Below are 16436 nucleotides of genomic sequence, written 5' to 3' on the forward strand. Positions count from 1 at the left end.
CCGGCTGGGGTTGCGGAATCGTGCCTGCATAACGGGCAATGCGGCGGTCCGCGTCAAGGAACCGCGCGGCGGAGCTGGCATGCGCACGGCCAACACCCGCCGCCGTCATTCCGGGGCGCGACGAAGTCGCGAGCTATGATGCGCAATTGCGCATCTGAGAATCCATCAGGCCGCAGAGATTGTTGAACAATGGATTCCGGGTTCGCGCCAAGGGGCGCGCCCCGGAATGACGGCGGGAGAGAGTTGCCCTACCCGCTCACACCGCGGTTCTTCAGCACGAAGCAGGCACCGCCAGCCTTGCGGATTCGGTTGCAGAGATCATCCGCCTCGCTGCGCGTATCCGCGCCGATGCGCACCTGGTAGAACGCGCGCGTACCGCGGCTGCGCATCACCGAACTCAGCAGGCTCGGATCGCGCTCGCCGATCACCGCGCTCAGCCGCGTGACGGCACGGGAATACATCGCCAATGCCCTGTTGCGGTCGAAGCCGGCGGCGAGCTGCACGCCCCAGATCTTCGCGGCGGCCAGCTCTACATGCTGCTCGAGCTCGGCGACGAACGGATTCGGCGCGCGCTTCAACAGGGCCATGAGATCGCGGCAGCTCGTCGGCGGCGCGCTCGGCGGGCCCTTGCCGGTACCGCCGGCCTTCGCCCAGGCATCCACCGTCGCACCGGTGATGGCATAGACGTAATTGCGGGTCTGCTCCGGCATCGGGCCGGTGCCGGCCAGCCATTCCTGGACGCGGCGCGGCCCCGCATTGTAGGCGGCCGCCGCAAGCCCGAGATTGCCGAACTGGTTGCGCAGCTCGTTCAAAAATTCGGCCGATTTCGGCAAGGCCTGAACCGGATTGAACGGGTCAAGCAACCCACGCTCGCTCGCGGTGCCCGGCATGAACTGCGCGATCCCCTGCGCATGCTCGCCGCTACGGGTCATCGGACCCACCGCATCGGCCTGGAAGCGGCTCTCCTGCCAGATCACGCGGGCGAAGAATTCCAGCGGCAGGTTGGCGTCCCGCGCGGCCGCCTCGACGATCAGACAGATGGACTCCCGCGTGTCGCTCTCGCGCGCATCCGCTGGCTTCTGCGGCGGCGGCGCCAGCTCCTCGACGCTCGGCACCGCGACGTCGGTCCCCGCGGGCGAGCTGTCCCCTGCCGCGACCTCTGTCGCAGAGGTCAGCAGCACGGCAACGGCGAGTGATGCAATTCGCGCCAACGCTGCCCAAGCATCGCTGTGGCGCACGCCGGCGCGGCATGCGAGAAGCTGATCCGCCATGTTGTGGCATCGTGCCATGGTTCGACGAGTTGCCAGTATATGCTGCCTGCCCTGCTTCTCCCAATGCGTTCCCCCGCCAAACGGATCCGCGCGATCCTTGCCCTCGCCGCCCTGGTCCTGTCCGCCGCGCCGGCCATAGCGCAGGTCAACTGGCGGATGACCACGGAATATCCGCAAAACAACATTTCCGGGATTGGCCTCACCACTTTCGCCGACCGCGTCGCGGTGCGCACTAACGGTTTCGTGACCGTGGCCAACGCCTTCGACAACGAGCTCAAGATCAATTCGGGCGAGATGCCGCGCGCGGCGCTGGACGGCCGGATCGCCGGCGGCGATGCCTTTGCGGGCGCACTGTCCGGCCTCGACCCGGTGCTCGCCCTTTCTACCCTGCCCTTCCTGGTGCAATCGGTCGACGTCGCTCGCGCCACCAATGCGCGGGCACGCCCACTCTACGAAAAGGCGTTCGCCGCCCGCGGTCTCAAGCTGCTCTATCTGACGATCTGGCCGGCGACGGGCCTCTGGTCGGATCATGCGCTCGCAGGCGCCGACGATCTGCCAAAGCTGAACCTGCGGGCCTATGACGCCAGTTCCAGCGCGGTGATGCGCGCGGCCGGGGCCAATGCGCAGTTCCTGCCGATGGACAAAGCGCTCGCCGGATTGAAGGAGCACCAGCTGAACGCGTTCCTCACCTCCGGCGACGGCGGCGCGGGACGCAAGCTCTGGGACTTCCTGCCGCACTTCACGGCCATCAACTATGCGATGCCGGTCTCGATCGCCTTCGTCCGCAGCGAGGCGTTCGCGGAGCTGTCCGAGCCGATGCAGCGCGAGGTGATGGCGGCTGCGGCCGAGACCGAGCAGAGCCAGTTCGCGCTGCTGGCCCATCGCACGACCGAGAATTATGCGCGCATGCGCGACAACGGCGTCAACATCGCCGAGCCCGCACCGCCGTCCCTCGTCACCGCACTCCGCAACGCCGCGACGGACACGATCGCCACCTGGGAGACCCAGGCCGGCGCGGATGCGGCGGCGATCGTCGAATGGGCGAGACAGCAATAAGGGGTCGCAGCCATCGGCATGCGACCGCTCCCCTGCGACGAGATGTCGGCTGATTTCCCGTTGCGCTGCCTCAGTTCTTGACGGGCACCAGGCTTTCGCCGCTGATGGCGCGGTCGAGGGCGTCGATCAGCGCCTGAATCTCGACGAACTTGTTGCGCGCCCGCTCGGCCGTGTCGCGCACAAAGGGAGCGGCCAGCACTTTCGCATGCGCGTCTCTGTCCTCGATCATGCGATCGCGGGCCTTCTTCAGGGTTTCAAGTCGCTCGCTCATGTAGGCTCCTCTGAAAAATATCTTCTCGATCGCAACCAGGGACTTTAGTCGAAGCCGGCCGGAAGCTCGCCTTTCCGGAAAAACACCGTCGGCTCATCGTCATAGTCACCCATTTCGGCATCGCCGCTGGACGAGAACGCAACGACACCGAGCTTGCTCAAGGCCAGTCTCTCCGCCGTTCGCAGCGCGCCGCTCTCCGATTTGCAGACGATCGGAGAGTCGGCCTTGAGATTCCCGCCCTTGCCGGCATTGAACGCCTGCACGACGTAGGTTGTTTGGCGAACCATGACGGCTCCTCTGACCCTGTTGGCAAACGGAAGTGACGTCAACGACTGCGAACGCTCAGCGTCGCATCGCATCCATGAGCGCGGAAATCCTGATCGTTGCGAAACTGGAGAAGGTGTCCGACACGGCATATGGCAGGATGATCTGGTCATTGTGCCTCATCGCGCCGCAGGTATAGACGACGTTGGGGACATACCCTTCGCGCTCGGATGGTTCAGGCCGCAGCAGCGGCTCGCTCGAACGCGCCAGCACCCTGGATGGATCGTGCTTGTCGAGCAGCGCCGCTCCGATCGAGTATTTCCGGATAGGGCCGACACCATGCGTCAGCAGCAGCCAGCCTTCGTCGAGTTCGATCGGCGACCCACAATTGCCGATCTGGACGAACTCCCAGGGAAACTGCGGTTTCAGAAGGGCCCGGCCGCCCTCCCATGTGGAGAGGTCGTCCGAATAGACCAGATACAGGTTCTCATTGTCCTGTCGCGCGATCATGGCATAGCTGCCGCCGATCTTGCGCGGGAACAGCGCCATGCCCTTGTTGTGGGCCGCAGCGCCCCGCAAAGGCGCCAGTCGAAACGACACGAAATCGCTGGTCTCGATCAATTCGGACCGGATCGCCCGCCCGCTGTAGGCCGTGTAGGTCGCGTAATAGGTCTTCCGATCGCCGTCGCTGAATTGGACAAAGCGCGCATCTTCGATGCCGTTCGATTGGGATTCGGTCACGGGAAAGATGACACGCTCGCTGAGATCTTCCTCGGGCCTGAACGTCAGCTCGACCCGGTCGCCGTCCGGGCCGGATGCGCGATGGCTGATCCGCGGGACCGAGGCAAGGCGAGCCGTCGGATCGACGGTCAGGCTCCCGTCAGCCGCGATCGTTCCGGTTCGAAACGTCAGCGACGACACATGCCCTTCGCCGATCGCCCGGAGACTGAGGATGAAGCGTTTGCCGCCCTCCGGGCTACCGGATTGATCGGGGTGCGGTACGATGCTCGGATTGAACAAGGCTGAGGCCTCGAACGAATACTCGCTGAGAAAATAGGCGCCGATCAGCTGGCGCTGGGCTTTCGAGAAGATACCATGCGTTGCGAAAGCATCCTCCATATCGTCGGCGCGGGCCTCGAACCTCTCCAGGAGGTTCCGATGTCGGCCCTCGAAATTATCGAGGACGTCCGCGAGCTGGGCCGCAACGGCTTCCGAATTGAGTGCGAGAACCCGCTCGACGATATGATTTGCGCGCATCTTGTCGGTCGGATTGAGATCGCGCGGTTCGGTCGCCGGCTTGAACGGCCGCACGATGACCCGCGCTGGATCGGGGCGCAGATGAAGTCCCTGCCGGTTCAGGAAGGAAGGTTGTGACACGGTATCCTCGGCTCGCTGGATAAGAGGGTGAAGTTCAGGCGCCAACGGCGCGCAACGCGATCGGCCTTGTCAGGCTCGCGTTGACGCGCGCAAGCTGACGCATCTCGGCAAGGCCGAGGAGATAGCAAACGACCGACTCGCCCCCGCGGTTTTCGTTGGCGCGATCGGGGTGCAAGCCATCGCGGCAACTGCCGGTGAGCGGATCGACCAGCGCCACCGAGAGATCATTGCTGCCGAGAAACCAGGCGAAGGCTCGCGTTGCCATGGCCTTCCATTCGGCATCGCCATCCGCACGCCACGCCGTGAGGCAGGCCGCAATCGTCGCCGTTGCTTCCACCGGCTGCTGGTCGAAGGCACGGGGATGCTGCCGCTGCTCGCCGAAGCCAGAGGTGCCGACCGGCCGGAATTGACCTGCCGCGGTCGTTTGTTGCGTCATGAGCCAGCGCAACGACCGCAATCCCGCATCGATATATTGAGGCGTTTGCGTCGCCATGCCCGCGAGCATCAGGGCCTGCGGCAATCGCGCGTTGTCATAGGCCAGCCCCTCCTCGAACCACACCCAGTCCGGCGTCTCCACCGACGCCAGACAGGACATCAACCTGGCGGCAAGGGAATGCCGCACTTCCCTGGCATGGAGATCGTCCGGCGCCACGGCGCAGTAGGCGTCCAAACCCAGCAGCATGAAGGCCCACGCGCGGGGCGAACGAAAGCTCTCCGCGATCGACAATGCCTGCGCGAACAAGGCCGCAGCCCACCGGCGCCGCGCCGGGCTCGCGTCCGTGCGCGCCGCCTCACCCAAGGCCCAGAGGGTTCGCCCGTGACTGTCCTCGGAGCCCCTGTCTTCAAGCCAGGTGCGATTGAAGCCCATGAAGTTGCGAAACTGCCCGGTGTCGGGGTTCCACGCGTGCTGCACAAAGGCGGCAAAGCGGGCCGTCAGGACCTCCGACAGCGGTTGCTCGCCTGGACTGTTGAGGGCGCAGGCCAGCAGCAACGCCCTGGCGTTGTCGTCGACGCAATAGCCGTGTGCGCGATCGGGCACCGAGTGCACCGCATGCTGGAGCAGGCCGACATCGTCGCACATCGACAGGAAGTGGCCGATCTGCATATCCGGCGGCGCGGGGCCACGCAGTCCCGGCAAGCCCATGTCGGAGCGCGCAAACACCCTGGGCCGGTGACCGTGCCGTGCCGTCTCGAAGACCGACATGTAACGCTCGGCCGTGCATTCCCACGTCATCATTCGGCTCGCGGCATAGGCGCGCCGAGACATCGCCTGCCGTCGCACGTCGTCGGTGAGCAAGTTTGCGATTTCGCCGCCGATCGCGGCGGCATCGCCGAACGGCACCAGGACTCCGCATCCCTCAGTGAGCAACTCGCGGGCGTGCCAGTACGGCGTCGAGACCACCGGCTTCCCCAGCCCAAAGCTGTAGGCTAGCGTCCCCGACGTCATCTGGGCCTCGTTGAGATAGGGCGTGACATAGACGTCGCACATCGAAATGAATTCGAGCAACGTTGCCAGATCGACGAACCGATCGAGGAACACCACGTGATCCTGGATGCCAAGTTCACGCACCCGCGCCATCAGGCCCTCGCGATAGGCCTCGCCCTGGTCTCGAACCAGATTCGGGTGCGTTGCGCCGAGCACGACGTAGACTGCGTCCGTGCAGCGCTTCATGATCGACGGCATGGCGTCGATCATGACCTCGATGCCCTTGTTTGGCGATAGCAGGCCGAAGGTCAGAATGACCGACTTTCCCGCAAATCCGAGCCTGGCTTTCGCTGCGTCGGACCCGACGAATGCGACATCGGGAATGCCGTGCGCAATTACCTCGATCTTGTCGTCCGGCACCAGGTAGACGTCACGCAACAGCTCCCGGCCCTTGTTGGCCATCACCACGACCTTCGACGACGCGTCGACGATACGCTCCACGACGGCGCGTTGCTTGGCCGTCGGACGCGCCAGCACGGTATGGAACGTCGTCACGACCGGCATGGTGAGGCGCGACAACAGCACCAGGATATGGGCGCCGGCCTCGCCGCCGAAAATCCCGAATTCGTGCTGGAGGCACACGATGTCGAACCGGCCGGCATTGAGGAAATCAGCGGCGCGCATGTAGTCGTCGATATGGCCGTCCTTGATCTGAAAAGCGACCGCCGGAGGATAGTCGTAGGCCTGACCGGGATCGGTCATCGCCACGATGCTGGTCTCCAGATCCGCACGCGACATCGAGATCGCCTTGTGCAAGTCGGTCGTGAAGGTTGCAATTCCGCATCGGCGAGGCAGCGAGTTGCCGATGACGGCGATACGGTGGAGCGGCGTCATGTCGGTACCTCGATGATTTCACTTGATGTCGGCGCCTGAGCGGCGGTGGAATTTTTCGTCAGTCCCGTACAATCCTGCAGCAAGGATGCGATGGGATCCGGTCCCGGATAGGCGAGCAGGATGCTCATCCCGCTCGGGCCAATGTCGATACCGGCGCTGTCGGCCTCAATGAAGATGGCCTCTCCGACGGTCACGTTCGCCCGTCCGATGCGCCCCTTCCCGTCGATCACGAGGAGCCAGGCTTCCCGATCGGTATCGAGCTCCCAATGCGAATTGGCTTGAAGATCGATCCGCTCGAGCACGAAAGGCGAGCTCGCGACGAGAACCGTACGACCGTCGGTGAGACGCCGCGGAGGCAATTGCGTTGGCGGCGGCCAGGCATCGGAGGCGGCCACGGCACTGTCCTCATGCAGCTCGCGCTGCCGGCCAAAATCGAACAGACGGAATGTCGTATCGCTCTGCTGCTGAATCTCGGCGAGCACGATATTGGCGCCGATGGCGTGGATCGTGCCGCCGGGAACGAAGATGACGTCGCCTGGCGCGGCAGGACGCCATTGCACATGGCCCGCAATCGAGCCGTCCCTGATTGCCGCGCGCAATGCCTGCGGCGTGAGTTTCCGCTTCAACCCCAGCGCAACCCGCGCGCCCGGCGGCGCCGACAGGATGTACCACGCCTCGGTCTTCCCGTTCGGCAAGCCGATGGCGTGTGCGAATTCGTCATTCGGGTGAACCTGGATCGACAAGGGCTGGCTGGTGAACAGCAGCTTGAGCAGGAGCGCCGGGCTGGGCGCACGCTTGTCGATACGCCCAAGCCGCAACTCACCGACCGGATCAGCCGAAGCGTCGATGCTGCTCCAGGGACGCAGATCGACGCGGCCCCAGGGTTTGCGGGCGATCTCGACGGCGGCATGCTCGATGGTCATCCTGACCGGCTCAAGCCAGCCGATGGAATGCCGGCGGCAACGGCTCGCGCACGAGCTCGCTCAGATCAAGGGCCTCACCACTTTCCTCAATGTCCGAGACCAGAACCTCGACAAACGGGTGTTGGCGGTTGAGCGTGACTCCAAGCTGGTACTTTGCACTGACGATGCGCTCGATCGACGCAAGATTCAGTTTGCCGAGCGCATTGTACTGACCACGGAACAGGCTTTGTTTGCCGACACGATGCGCGACCGAGGCGACCCAGATATCCATCACCTTGCGGCCAATGAACGCCTCGACCGGCTCAGCGCCATCCCGCGCGCTCAGTCGCAGCCCGTCCATGGTATGTGGCCCGTCATCGACGCCAAATTGTGTAAGTGACATGACAGATCCTCCTGTTAATGGCGCTCGTTCACGCCGTCAGCCCGCTGCCACGCCCGCGCTGCCTGGTTACAAGCCTCAACAACCGCGACAGATATTCTTCAGCTTCGCCGCGGTTCGGGCCTCTTCCGCGACGAATGGATCCTTGTATGGGGCCCGAGATATGTCGATTTCCACGGCAATGGACTTCTTCACCTTCGGAGGAAACGCGGCGTCGTAACAGGCGAGCCGTCCGCTCGTGCTTTCGATCTCGCGGCAGGCAGATTCACCGGCGATAGCGCCTTGCGCGAATGCGCCGAGCGTCAATACGACAAGGAGCGTTTTCATCCAGATACCTTTCCGGGGCGGCGTTCACACGAGGCATTCTCTTGCGATGGACCCGGGCGCGCCATGTGACGAACCGCAGGCGTCACCTCATGCCTCGAACTGGTCGAACTCATCGGAGAGCAGAATCCGGCCTTGCGGTGTGCATATCCGCACGTCGAGATAGCCTTCCTGCAACAGCTCCCTCGCCTTCTTCAAAGCGGCAGCCGTTGTGGTGCGACCCAAGCTGACGTAGCCGCTTTGATCGCGCGCGCTCACCAGATATTGCAGTGGCGTCCTATCCACGCAGAAAAGCCGCCACAGCCACCAGAAGCAGCAGAAACATCGGGACGATCACCGGCGGCACGATCCAGTCGGCCAGACGAAATCGAGGCATGCACGCTCTTCCTCGTTCGGCGGGAGCGCTCGTGACCCTCAGTCACCGATGGAAGCCGTGGGAAGGGCGGTGATGACGCGACTCTACGCTTACGTCCCGCCAATAGCGAGCTTTATAACGGGGCGCGACATCAGCGAACGCGATTTCGACGGACCAACCATTTCAAATTGTCTGAAATGCCGAGGCAACAAGACGGCTGACGGCGCCGGATCCGAGATTGCTCCTGATTTCCTCGCCAAATCTGTCCGCGAGCGCCGCCTTCCTGAACCTCTCCGCAGCCTGTGCCGACCGACGCATACCGGGAGATTGCATTGTCCGGAACAAGCTCAGCGCCGCCAGGCATTATTCAGCTTGGTCGCGCTGCATTCTGATCGTCGAATGCGCACGACAGCATGATGCAAGGGTCTTGACTTGAGGCCTGATCCAATTAGCAACGGGCGGCAGTCTCCACGCCGGTTCCGCATTGATGATGACAATCTATTTCGATCTCGACGGCACCCTGACCAACCCGAAGCCTGGGATCACCCGCTCGATCCAATATGCACTTGAACGCTTGAACCTCGCGGTGCCGAGCGAGGACAAGCTGACCTGGTGCATCGGGCCTCCGCTGCATGCCAGCCTGAAAAAGCTGACGGGCACCGACGAGCTCGCCGACCGGGCGCTGCTGCTCTATCGTGAGCGCTTTGCCGATATCGGCCTGTTCGAAAACGAGGCCTATGCCGACATCACGGACACCTTGGCGACGCTGGCCGCGACAACACCGCGCATGTTCGTCGCCACCAGCAAGCCCGCGGTCTACGCCACGCGCATCGTCGATCATTTCGGCCTGAAGCCCTATTTCGAACGCGTGTTCGGCTCCGAGCTCGACGGCACGCGCGTCGACAAGCGCGACCTGCTCCGCTACGCCCTCGACGAGGCCAGGGTCGATCCCACCAGTGCGATCATGATCGGCGACCGCAGCCATGACGTGGTCGGCGCCCGGACCAACGGCATGACCGCGATCGGCGTGCTCTATGGCTATGGCAGCGAGGCCGAGCTGCGGGACGCCGGCGCGCATCACATCTGTGCCGCGCATCCGGACTTGCTCGGCCATTGCCTGGCGTAGGACGCCCATCCCGGTCCGCCATCACCGCAAGCCTTCGTCCTGAGCGAAGGCAGCGCTCGGCAATTCCAGATTGTCTTGGTTGGCAGCCTGCATCAGGCTGGCACGCATGAGGACTCACGCCACGACAAGCGGATCCGAGCTGTTGCGGGGCATGATCGCGATCCGGCTCGCGGCGCTGGTCGTGGTGGGCTGGAGCCTTGCGCTCCTGCCGCGGCAGGCGCGCACCGTTGAGCTCGCCTGCACGCCCTCTGTCGCAGCAGCAATCGAGACGCAGGCTTCAGTGCAAGCCGTCGGCCCGCGGGTCGTCGATGCCACGTTCGACGACATGCTTCGGCACGACTAGAGCGTTCCCGAGCAAGGCCGGTATGTGAGTGCGCGATAGGACAAGGCGCTCGCTTGCGCTAACTTCGCCGCCAAGGCCGCATCGATCAACCAGCGGCCAGCCGAGGAGCATATCGATGGAATACCGACGCTTGGGCCGGTCCGGCCTCATGGTGCCCGCTCTGAGTCTTGGAACCGGCACCTTCGGCGGCGTCGGCCGCCTCGCTGCATGGGGCACCACGGACGCGAGCGAAGCCCGCCGCCTTCTCGATATCTGTCTCGAGGCCGGCGTGTCGATGTTCGACACCGCCGACGTCTATTCGCTCGGCGAGTCCGAGCGCGTTCTCGGCGAAGCCATCAAGGGCCGCCGCGACAAGGTTTTGATCTCGACCAAGGCGACGTTCCGCTTCGGCGACGGGCCCAACGATATCGGCTCGTCACGGCAGCATCTGCTCGCGGCCATCGACGGCTCGCTCGCCCGGCTCGGCACCGACTACATCGACCTGTTCCAGCTCCATGGCTTCGACGCCTTCACCCCGCCTGAAGAGGTGCTCGCCACCCTCGACGTGCTCGTGCGCGCCGGCAAGATCCGCTATGTCGGCGTTTCGAACTTTTCAGGCTGGCACCTGATGAAGTCGCTCTCCATCGCCGACAAGCATGGCTTCCCGCGCTACGTCGCCAATCAGACCTACTATTCATTGATCGGCCGCGACTATGAGTGGGAGCTGATGCCGCTCGGCCTCGACCAGGGGATCGGCGCCGTGGTCTGGTCGCCGCTCGGATGGGGACGCCTCACCGGAAAGATCCGCCGGGGGCAGCCGAAGCCCGAGGTCAGCCGCCTGCCCAAGACTGCCGATTTCGGCCCGCCCGTGCCGGACGAGCACGTCTATCGTGTGGTCGACGCGATCGACGAGGTAGCCAGGGAGACGGGAAAGAGCGTCTCGCAGATTGCGCTGAACTGGCTGCTCCAGCGTCCGACGGTCTCGACGCTGATCATCGGCGCGCGCAACGAGACGCAGCTGCGCGAAAATCTCGGCGCGGTCGGCTGGTCGTTGACCAAGGACCAGATCGCAAAGCTCGATGCCGCGAGCAAGGTGACGCTGCCCTATCCCTACTGGCACCAGCGCACGACCTTCACCGACCGCAATCCGCCGGCGGTGTAGCGCGCCCGGGCTTGAGCTGCATCAAGCCCGCTCGCGTCGGCCGTGGCATCGTACGGTCCTCGCGAGGCTTCCGATGCGCCGATTTGCCATGAAGGCCCTGTTTACGGCCCTCACTTTCAGAAAGGGTGAGAGAGAGAGGATCGATTGGGATCGCCGCATTCTGATCTTCTCGACAGTGGTAACGATCGTTTTGATCGCACTCTACGTCTGGGGCAAGGCAAACTCGCGCTGAGAATGACGGGGAATGCTCGATGAAGAGGTTCGTGCCGGTCCTGCTGGCCGTTGTCGTGCTATGGAGCACCGGCAGTCAAGCCATGGACTTCGAGCAGCGGCACGCTGAAGCACTGTTGCAGCGGATGTGCTCGCGGTGTCACGCGGTCGGGAAGACCGGCACGAGCCCGAACAAGGTGGCGCCGCCGTTTCGCCGCCTCGGCGAGAACAAGCTCTACGATCCCGATTTCATGCAGCGCCTTCAGGACGGCTACAGCAGCATTCACCGCTTCATGCCGACGTTTCGATTCGGCCGCGACGACGCCGAGGCCGTGGTAAACTACCTCAGAGCGATTCAGGAGCCGCAGAAGCCGAAATAGCCATCGGCTTTGGCTGGAACCATCCCGGGTCGGATCAAGTTGCGAACGAGCAACTGCGCCTCAACCGAACACGATTACCATGTCGTCCGCCCCAACAGTGCATGCCGACGGCCTGCCGCAGCCCCAGCGCAACCAGGCGATCCTGACCATTGCGCTCGGCATCATCATGGCGGTGGTCGACAGCGCCATCGCCAACGTCGCGCTGCCGACGATCGCGGCCGACCTCGACGCGAGCCCGGCCTTCTCGATCTGGATCGTCAACGGCTACCAGCTCGCGATCACCATCTCGCTGCTGCCTCTGGCTTCGCTCGGCGAGATCGTCGGCTATCGCCGCGTCTATCTGGTCGGGCTCGTGCTGTTCACGCTCGCATCCGCCTTCTGCGCGCTGGCGCATACGCTGCCGCTGCTGACGGTCGCACGCATCGTCCAGGGCTTTGGCGCGGCCGGCATCATGAGCGTCAACGCGGCGCTGGTGCGCTTCACCTATCCGCGCAGTCTGCTCGGCCGCGGCATCGGGCTCAATGCTCTTGTCGTCGCTTGCTCGGCCGCGGTCGGCCCGACGCTCGCGGCCGGCATCCTCGCGGTCGGAAGCTGGCCCTGGCTGTTTGCCATCAACGTGCCGCTCGGCGCGGTGACGCTGGTGCTCGGCCTGCGCAGCCTGCCGCACACCAAGCCCGCGAGCCATTCCTTCGACTGGCAGAGCGCGGGTCTCTCCGCGATCACCTTCGGCGTCGGCATTGCCGCGATCGACAGCGTCGGCCATGGCGAGGCCGCGCTCACCTGCCTCGTCCAGTTCGCCATCGCTCTCGTCGCCGGTGCGCTGCTGATCTACCGCGAGACACACATGGCCTCGCCGCTGCTGCCGGTCGACCTCTTGCGCATCCCGGTGTTCGCACTGTCGATCGCGACCTCGATCGCGTCGTTCTGCGGGCAGATGCTGGCCTTCGTCGCGATCCCGTTCTATCTCCAGAGCCGCTTCGGCTATTCCGCCGTGCATATGGGCCTCTTGATCACGCCGTGGCCGATCGCGATCGCCTTCGCGGCCCCCCTCGCCGGCCGCCTGGTCGAGCATTATCCGGCGGGCCTGCTCGGCGGCATCGGCCTCACGCTGTTCGCCTGCGGGCTCGGCGCGCTGGCCCTCCTGCCTGCCGCGCCAACGCCGCTCGACGTGATCTGGCGGATGGCGCTGGCCGGCGCCGGCTTCGGCCTGTTCCAGACCCCCAACAACCGCACCATGATCGCAGCCGCCCCGCGCGAGCGCGCCGGCGGCGCCAGCGGCATGCTGGGCACGGCGCGGCTGCTCGGCCAGACCACGGGCGCGGCGCTGGTGGCGCTGTTCCTCGGCCTCTATCCAATTGACGGAACCCGAGTCGCGCTCCTCGCTGGCGTCGGATTTGCGCTCTGCGGCGCGGTGCTGAGCATGCTGCGGCTCTCGCCCGCAGGCGCGCGCGGCGCCGAGCATGTCCGCGTGCAGGACGACCAGCGCCTGCGCGGCGAATAGGACCGGCCCACGCCCAGGTCCGCGCTCCTTCTCCACACAACCGGTGCGTGGCTTAACTATCTGGACCAATGACGTATTGCCCTCCCGCTCCGGTTGCGGTTCACTGCGGCCGGGACAAGGGGCATTTCATGCGATCATTTGGAATTGTGGCGCTCAGCGTCATGCTGGGCGGCTGCGCGTCCGTCACGCGCGGCACGACCGAGAATATCAGCATCTCATCGACACCTTCAGGCGTTGAAGCCGTCGTCAGCGGAATGGAGGTTCCGACCACCTGCACGACGCCCTGCTCCGTGGTCGTCAAGCGGAACGCCGACATCTCCATCACCTTCCAGAAGGACGGCTACGAGCCGCAGATCGTGCCGCTCAGCCGCGACATACAGACCGGCGGCGCCGCCGGCTTTGCCGGCAATCTCTTGCTGGGCGGTGTCGTCGGCATAGGGGTCGATGCCGCGACGGGCGCGGCAACCGATCACAAGCCGAATCCGGTCATCGTCACGATGCAGCCGTCCGCTCCCGCCCGCGCACGGCCACCCGCGCCGAAGAAACCGCGGCCGCCTGCGGCACCTGCGCCTGACACCGGCACTTAAAGCCCCGCACTGCGACACAAACAAAAAGGCCGGCTGAACAGCCGGCCTTTTCGATTTCATCACTCGCCGATCAAGCCTTGACCAGCGGCCCCTTGGAGGTCGGCCCCTTCGAGCCGCCGGGGCCGCCCGGCTTGGGCTTGCCCGGCGGGCGCTTGCGGGCGCCGGGCAGCTTTTCCTGCTTCGGCGTGACCGGGCCTTCGACGAACTCGAAGCCGATCTTCTCCTTGGTCTCGTCGGCCTCGTCCTTGACCAGGACGACGCGGACGTGGCCACCGCTCTTGAGCTTGCCGAACAGCACCTCGTCGGCCAGCGGCTTCTTGATGTGCTCCTGGATCACGCGGGCCATCGGCCGCGCGCCCATCTGCTCGTCATAGCCGTGCTGAACCAGCCAGGCCTTGGCGGGCTCGGACAGCTCGATGGTGACGTCGCGGTCGCCGAGCTGAGCCTCGAGCTGGAGCACGAACTTCTCGACCACCGTGCCGATCACCTCGACGCTGAGATGGCTGAACGAGACGATGGCATCGAGGCGGTTGCGGAACTCCGGCGCGAACTGCCGGTTGATCGCCTCGTGGTCGTCGCCTTCCCGCTTCGAGCGGGTGAAGCCAAACGCCTGCTTGGCCAGATCCGAAGCACCCGCATTCGTGGTCATGATCAGGATCACGTTGCGGAAATTGACCTGCTTGCCGTTGTGGTCGGTGAGCCGGCCGTGATCCATGATCTGGAGCAGCACGTTGTAGAGGTCGGGATGTGCCTTCTCGATCTCGTCGAGCAGCACCACGCAATGCGGATGCTGGTCGACGCCGTCGGTGAGCAGGCCGCCCTGGTCGAAGCCGACATAGCCCGGAGGCGCGCCGATCAGGCGCGACACGGTATGCCGCTCCATGTATTCGGACATGTCGAAGCGCAGCAGCTCGACGCCGAGCGACGCCGCGAGCTGCTTTGCGACCTCGGTCTTGCCGACGCCGGTGGGCCCGGAGAACAGGTAGCAGCCGATCGGCTTCTCCGGCTCGCGCAGGCCGGCACGCGCCAGCTTGATCGAAGCGGCGAGCGACTCGATCGCCTTGTCCTGGCCGAACACGGTGCGCTTCAGCGTCTGCTCGAGATGCTTGAGCACCTCGGCATCGTCCTTCGACACGCTCTTGGGCGGGATCCGCGCCATCGAGGCGATCGTGGTTTCGATCTCCTTGATGCCGATGGTCTTCTTGCGCTTGTTCTCGGCGACCAGCATCTGCGCCGCACCGGATTCGTCGATCACGTCGATCGCCTTGTCGGGCAGCTTGCGGTCGTGGATGTAGCGCGAGGAGAGCTGCACCGCAGCCTCGATCGCCTCATTGGTGTACTTCAGCCGGTGGTAGTCCTCGAAATACGGCTTGAGGCCCTTGAGGATCGCGATCGCGTCCTCCACCGTCGGCTCGTTGATGTCGATCTTCTGGAAGCGCCGCACCAGCGCGCGGTCCTTCTCGAAGTGCTGGCGGTATTCCTTGTAGGTGGTCGAGCCCATGCAACGGATCGTGCCCGAGGCAAGCGCCGGCTTGAGCAGGTTCGAGGCATCCATCGCCCCGCCCGACGTCGCGCCCGCACCGATCACGGTGTGGATCTCGTCGATGAACAGGATGGCGTTGGGATGCGCCTCGAGCTCCTTCAGCACCTGCTTCAGGCGCTCCTCGAAGTCGCCGCGATAGCGCGTGCCCGCAAGCAGCGTACCCATGTCCAGCGAGAACACGGTGGCAGCCGCCAGCACCTCGGGCACCTCGCTGTCGACGATGCGCTTGGCGAGGCCCTCCGCGATCGCGGTCTTGCCGACGCCGGCTTCGCCCACGAACAGCGGGTTGTTCTTCTGCCGGCGGCACAGCACCTGGATCGCGCGGTTGATCTCGGAATTGCGTCCGATCACCGGATCGATCTTGCCGTCGCGCGCCTTCTTGTTGAGGTTGACGCAATAGGTCTCGAGCGCTTCGCCCTTCTTCTTGGCGTCGTCGCTGCCCTTGGTCTCGGTCTCCTCGTCGACGCCGCGCACGGGGCGGGCCTCGGAGACGCCCGGCCGCTTGGCGATGCCGTGGCTGATGTAGTTGACGGCGTCGTAGCGCGTCATGTCCTGCTCTTGCAGAAAGTATGCGGCGTGGCTCTCGCGCTCGGCGAAGATCGCGATCAGCACGTTGGCACCGGTCACCTCTTCGCGACCGGAGGATTGCACGTGGATCACCGCGCGCTGGATCACGCGCTGGAAACCGGCGGTCGGCTTGGCATCGTCGGCGCCATCCGTCACCAGGTTCTCGAATTCGGTCTCAAGATAGTTGACGAGGCTCGTGCGGAGCTTGTCGAGATCGACGCTACAGGCGCGCATAACGGCGGCTGCATCGGAATCGTCGATCAGGGAGAGCAAGAGATGCTCGAGCGTCGCGTATTGGTGATGACGCTCGTTTGCGATCGCCAGCGCACGATGCAGGGATTGTTCAAGGCTTTGAGAAAAAGTCGGCATTCGCGTCCTCTATGGCCCCCACCATCATGATCGTCCTCGCCCGGTCAGGCAACAACAACCTTTGTCACATATAGTTATACAAGACCGCGGCGAAAGACCGGTTCCGCGACTCGGCAGCTAGCCACCTGC

At 64.6% G+C, this 16436-nt stretch carries 18 protein-coding genes; 8 read left to right on the plus strand and 10 right to left on the minus strand.

Annotated elements, in window-relative coordinates:
- Positions 1-248: 248 nt before the first annotated feature.
- Positions 249-1271: a lytic transglycosylase domain-containing protein gene (locus BJA_RS25885; protein ID WP_236842075.1), complete on the minus strand. Its 1023-nt coding sequence runs from the start codon at positions 1269-1271 to the stop codon at positions 249-251.
- 39 nt (positions 1272-1310) lie between these two features.
- Here BJA_RS25885 and BJA_RS25890 point away from each other — a divergent pair, with 39 nt between their 5' ends.
- Positions 1311-2327: a TRAP transporter substrate-binding protein gene (locus BJA_RS25890; protein ID WP_038966365.1), complete on the plus strand. Its 1017-nt coding sequence runs from the start codon at positions 1311-1313 to the stop codon at positions 2325-2327.
- 70 nt (positions 2328-2397) lie between these two features.
- Here BJA_RS25890 and BJA_RS25895 read toward each other — a convergent pair whose 3' ends face one another.
- The 8 genes from BJA_RS25895 to BJA_RS25930 form a co-directional block, all read right to left on the minus strand.
- Positions 2398-2598, minus strand: a complete 201-nt coding sequence (locus tag BJA_RS25895) for a hypothetical protein (RefSeq protein ID WP_011087899.1) — start codon at positions 2596-2598, stop codon at positions 2398-2400.
- 44 nt (positions 2599-2642) lie between these two features.
- Positions 2643-2885 carry a hypothetical protein gene (locus tag BJA_RS25900; protein ID WP_027548121.1) on the minus strand — a complete coding sequence of 81 codons (243 nt, stop codon included), beginning with the start codon at positions 2883-2885 and terminating at the stop codon, positions 2643-2645.
- 55 nt (positions 2886-2940) lie between these two features.
- Positions 2941-4239, minus strand: a complete 1299-nt coding sequence (locus BJA_RS25905; protein WP_011087901.1) for a glycoside hydrolase family 130 protein — start codon at positions 4237-4239, stop codon at positions 2941-2943.
- Between the two features lie 34 nt (positions 4240-4273).
- Positions 4274-6559 (minus strand): glycosyltransferase family 4 protein, encoded by a 2286-nt coding sequence (locus BJA_RS25910; RefSeq protein WP_011087902.1) that lies wholly within the window; start codon positions 6557-6559, stop codon positions 4274-4276.
- Positions 6556-7482, minus strand: a complete 927-nt coding sequence (locus tag BJA_RS25915) for a class I mannose-6-phosphate isomerase (RefSeq protein ID WP_011087903.1) — start codon at positions 7480-7482, stop codon at positions 6556-6558. Before BJA_RS25915 ends, BJA_RS25910 begins: the two co-directional genes overlap by 4 nt.
- A 10-nt stretch (positions 7483-7492) precedes the next feature.
- Complete coding sequence (locus BJA_RS25920) at positions 7493-7864, minus strand: hypothetical protein (RefSeq protein ID WP_011087904.1); 372 nt, start codon at positions 7862-7864, stop codon at positions 7493-7495.
- Positions 7865-7939: 75 nt separating this feature from the next.
- Positions 7940-8188 carry a hypothetical protein gene (locus BJA_RS25925; protein WP_038966366.1) on the minus strand — a complete coding sequence of 83 codons (249 nt, stop codon included), beginning with the start codon at positions 8186-8188 and terminating at the stop codon, positions 7940-7942.
- Positions 8189-8275: 87 nt separating this feature from the next.
- On the minus strand, positions 8276-8470 hold the full coding sequence (locus BJA_RS25930) for a hypothetical protein (protein ID WP_135177275.1): 195 nt from the start codon (positions 8468-8470) through the stop codon (positions 8276-8278).
- 163 nt (positions 8471-8633) lie between these two features.
- Between BJA_RS25930 and BJA_RS25935 the strand changes: the two genes are divergently transcribed.
- From BJA_RS25935 to BJA_RS25965, 7 genes are all read left to right on the plus strand, one after another.
- Positions 8634-8957, plus strand: a complete 324-nt coding sequence (locus BJA_RS25935) for a hypothetical protein (RefSeq protein ID WP_133415023.1) — start codon at positions 8634-8636, stop codon at positions 8955-8957.
- A gap of 70 nt (positions 8958-9027) precedes the next feature.
- Positions 9028-9666: an HAD family hydrolase gene (locus tag BJA_RS25940; RefSeq protein ID WP_011087905.1), complete on the plus strand. Its 639-nt coding sequence runs from the start codon at positions 9028-9030 to the stop codon at positions 9664-9666.
- 106 nt (positions 9667-9772) lie between these two features.
- Complete coding sequence (locus BJA_RS25945) at positions 9773-10009, plus strand: hypothetical protein (protein WP_011087906.1); 237 nt, start codon at positions 9773-9775, stop codon at positions 10007-10009.
- Positions 10010-10124: 115 nt separating this feature from the next.
- Positions 10125-11150, plus strand: coding sequence for an aldo/keto reductase (locus tag BJA_RS25950; RefSeq protein ID WP_038966367.1), 1026 nt, complete (start codon positions 10125-10127; stop codon positions 11148-11150).
- Between the two features lie 251 nt (positions 11151-11401).
- Positions 11402-11740, plus strand: coding sequence for a c-type cytochrome (locus BJA_RS25955; protein ID WP_011087908.1), 339 nt, complete (start codon positions 11402-11404; stop codon positions 11738-11740).
- Between the two features lie 79 nt (positions 11741-11819).
- The gene (locus BJA_RS25960; protein ID WP_011087909.1) at positions 11820-13241 is read left to right on the plus strand and encodes an MFS transporter; all 1422 of its coding nucleotides are present in this window, start codon (positions 11820-11822) and stop codon (positions 13239-13241) included.
- A 128-nt stretch (positions 13242-13369) separates the two neighbouring features.
- Complete coding sequence (locus BJA_RS25965; RefSeq protein ID WP_038966368.1) at positions 13370-13828, plus strand: PEGA domain-containing protein; 459 nt, start codon at positions 13370-13372, stop codon at positions 13826-13828.
- A gap of 70 nt (positions 13829-13898) precedes the next feature.
- On the opposite strand, the gene clpA is transcribed toward BJA_RS25965, so the two are convergent.
- Positions 13899-16307 carry an ATP-dependent Clp protease ATP-binding subunit ClpA gene (gene clpA / locus BJA_RS25970; RefSeq protein WP_011087911.1) on the minus strand — a complete coding sequence of 803 codons (2409 nt, stop codon included), beginning with the start codon at positions 16305-16307 and terminating at the stop codon, positions 13899-13901.
- Positions 16308-16436: the final 129 nt, after the last annotated feature.

It is taken from the genome of Bradyrhizobium diazoefficiens USDA 110 (genome assembly GCF_000011365.1).
Taxonomy (GTDB): domain Bacteria; phylum Pseudomonadota; class Alphaproteobacteria; order Rhizobiales; family Xanthobacteraceae; genus Bradyrhizobium; species Bradyrhizobium diazoefficiens.

Coding starts and splice junctions, on each gene's coding strand:
- BJA_RS25885 (WP_236842075.1), bottom strand. CDS start 1,271: ATGGCGGATCAGCTTCTCGCATGCCGCGCCGGCGTGCGCCACAGCGAT.
- BJA_RS25890 (WP_038966365.1), top strand. CDS start 1,311: ATGCTGCCTGCCCTGCTTCTCCCAATGCGTTCCCCCGCCAAACGGATC.
- BJA_RS25895 (WP_011087899.1), bottom strand. CDS start 2,598: ATGAGCGAGCGACTTGAAACCCTGAAGAAGGCCCGCGATCGCATGATC.
- BJA_RS25900 (WP_027548121.1), bottom strand. CDS start 2,885: ATGGTTCGCCAAACAACCTACGTCGTGCAGGCGTTCAATGCCGGCAAG.
- BJA_RS25910 (WP_011087902.1), bottom strand. CDS start 6,559: ATGACGCCGCTCCACCGTATCGCCGTCATCGGCAACTCGCTGCCTCGC.
- BJA_RS25915 (WP_011087903.1), bottom strand. CDS start 7,482: ATGACCATCGAGCATGCCGCCGTCGAGATCGCCCGCAAACCCTGGGGC.
- BJA_RS25920 (WP_011087904.1), bottom strand. CDS start 7,864: ATGTCACTTACACAATTTGGCGTCGATGACGGGCCACATACCATGGAC.
- BJA_RS25925 (WP_038966366.1), bottom strand. CDS start 8,188: ATGAAAACGCTCCTTGTCGTATTGACGCTCGGCGCATTCGCGCAAGGC.
- BJA_RS25935 (WP_133415023.1), top strand. CDS start 8,634: ATGACGCGACTCTACGCTTACGTCCCGCCAATAGCGAGCTTTATAACG.
- BJA_RS25940 (WP_011087905.1), top strand. CDS start 9,028: ATGATGACAATCTATTTCGATCTCGACGGCACCCTGACCAACCCGAAG.
- BJA_RS25945 (WP_011087906.1), top strand. CDS start 9,773: ATGAGGACTCACGCCACGACAAGCGGATCCGAGCTGTTGCGGGGCATG.
- BJA_RS25950 (WP_038966367.1), top strand. CDS start 10,125: ATGGAATACCGACGCTTGGGCCGGTCCGGCCTCATGGTGCCCGCTCTG.
- BJA_RS25955 (WP_011087908.1), top strand. CDS start 11,402: ATGAAGAGGTTCGTGCCGGTCCTGCTGGCCGTTGTCGTGCTATGGAGC.
- BJA_RS25960 (WP_011087909.1), top strand. CDS start 11,820: ATGTCGTCCGCCCCAACAGTGCATGCCGACGGCCTGCCGCAGCCCCAG.
- BJA_RS25965 (WP_038966368.1), top strand. CDS start 13,370: ATGCGATCATTTGGAATTGTGGCGCTCAGCGTCATGCTGGGCGGCTGC.
- clpA (WP_011087911.1), bottom strand. CDS start 16,307: ATGCCGACTTTTTCTCAAAGCCTTGAACAATCCCTGCATCGTGCGCTG.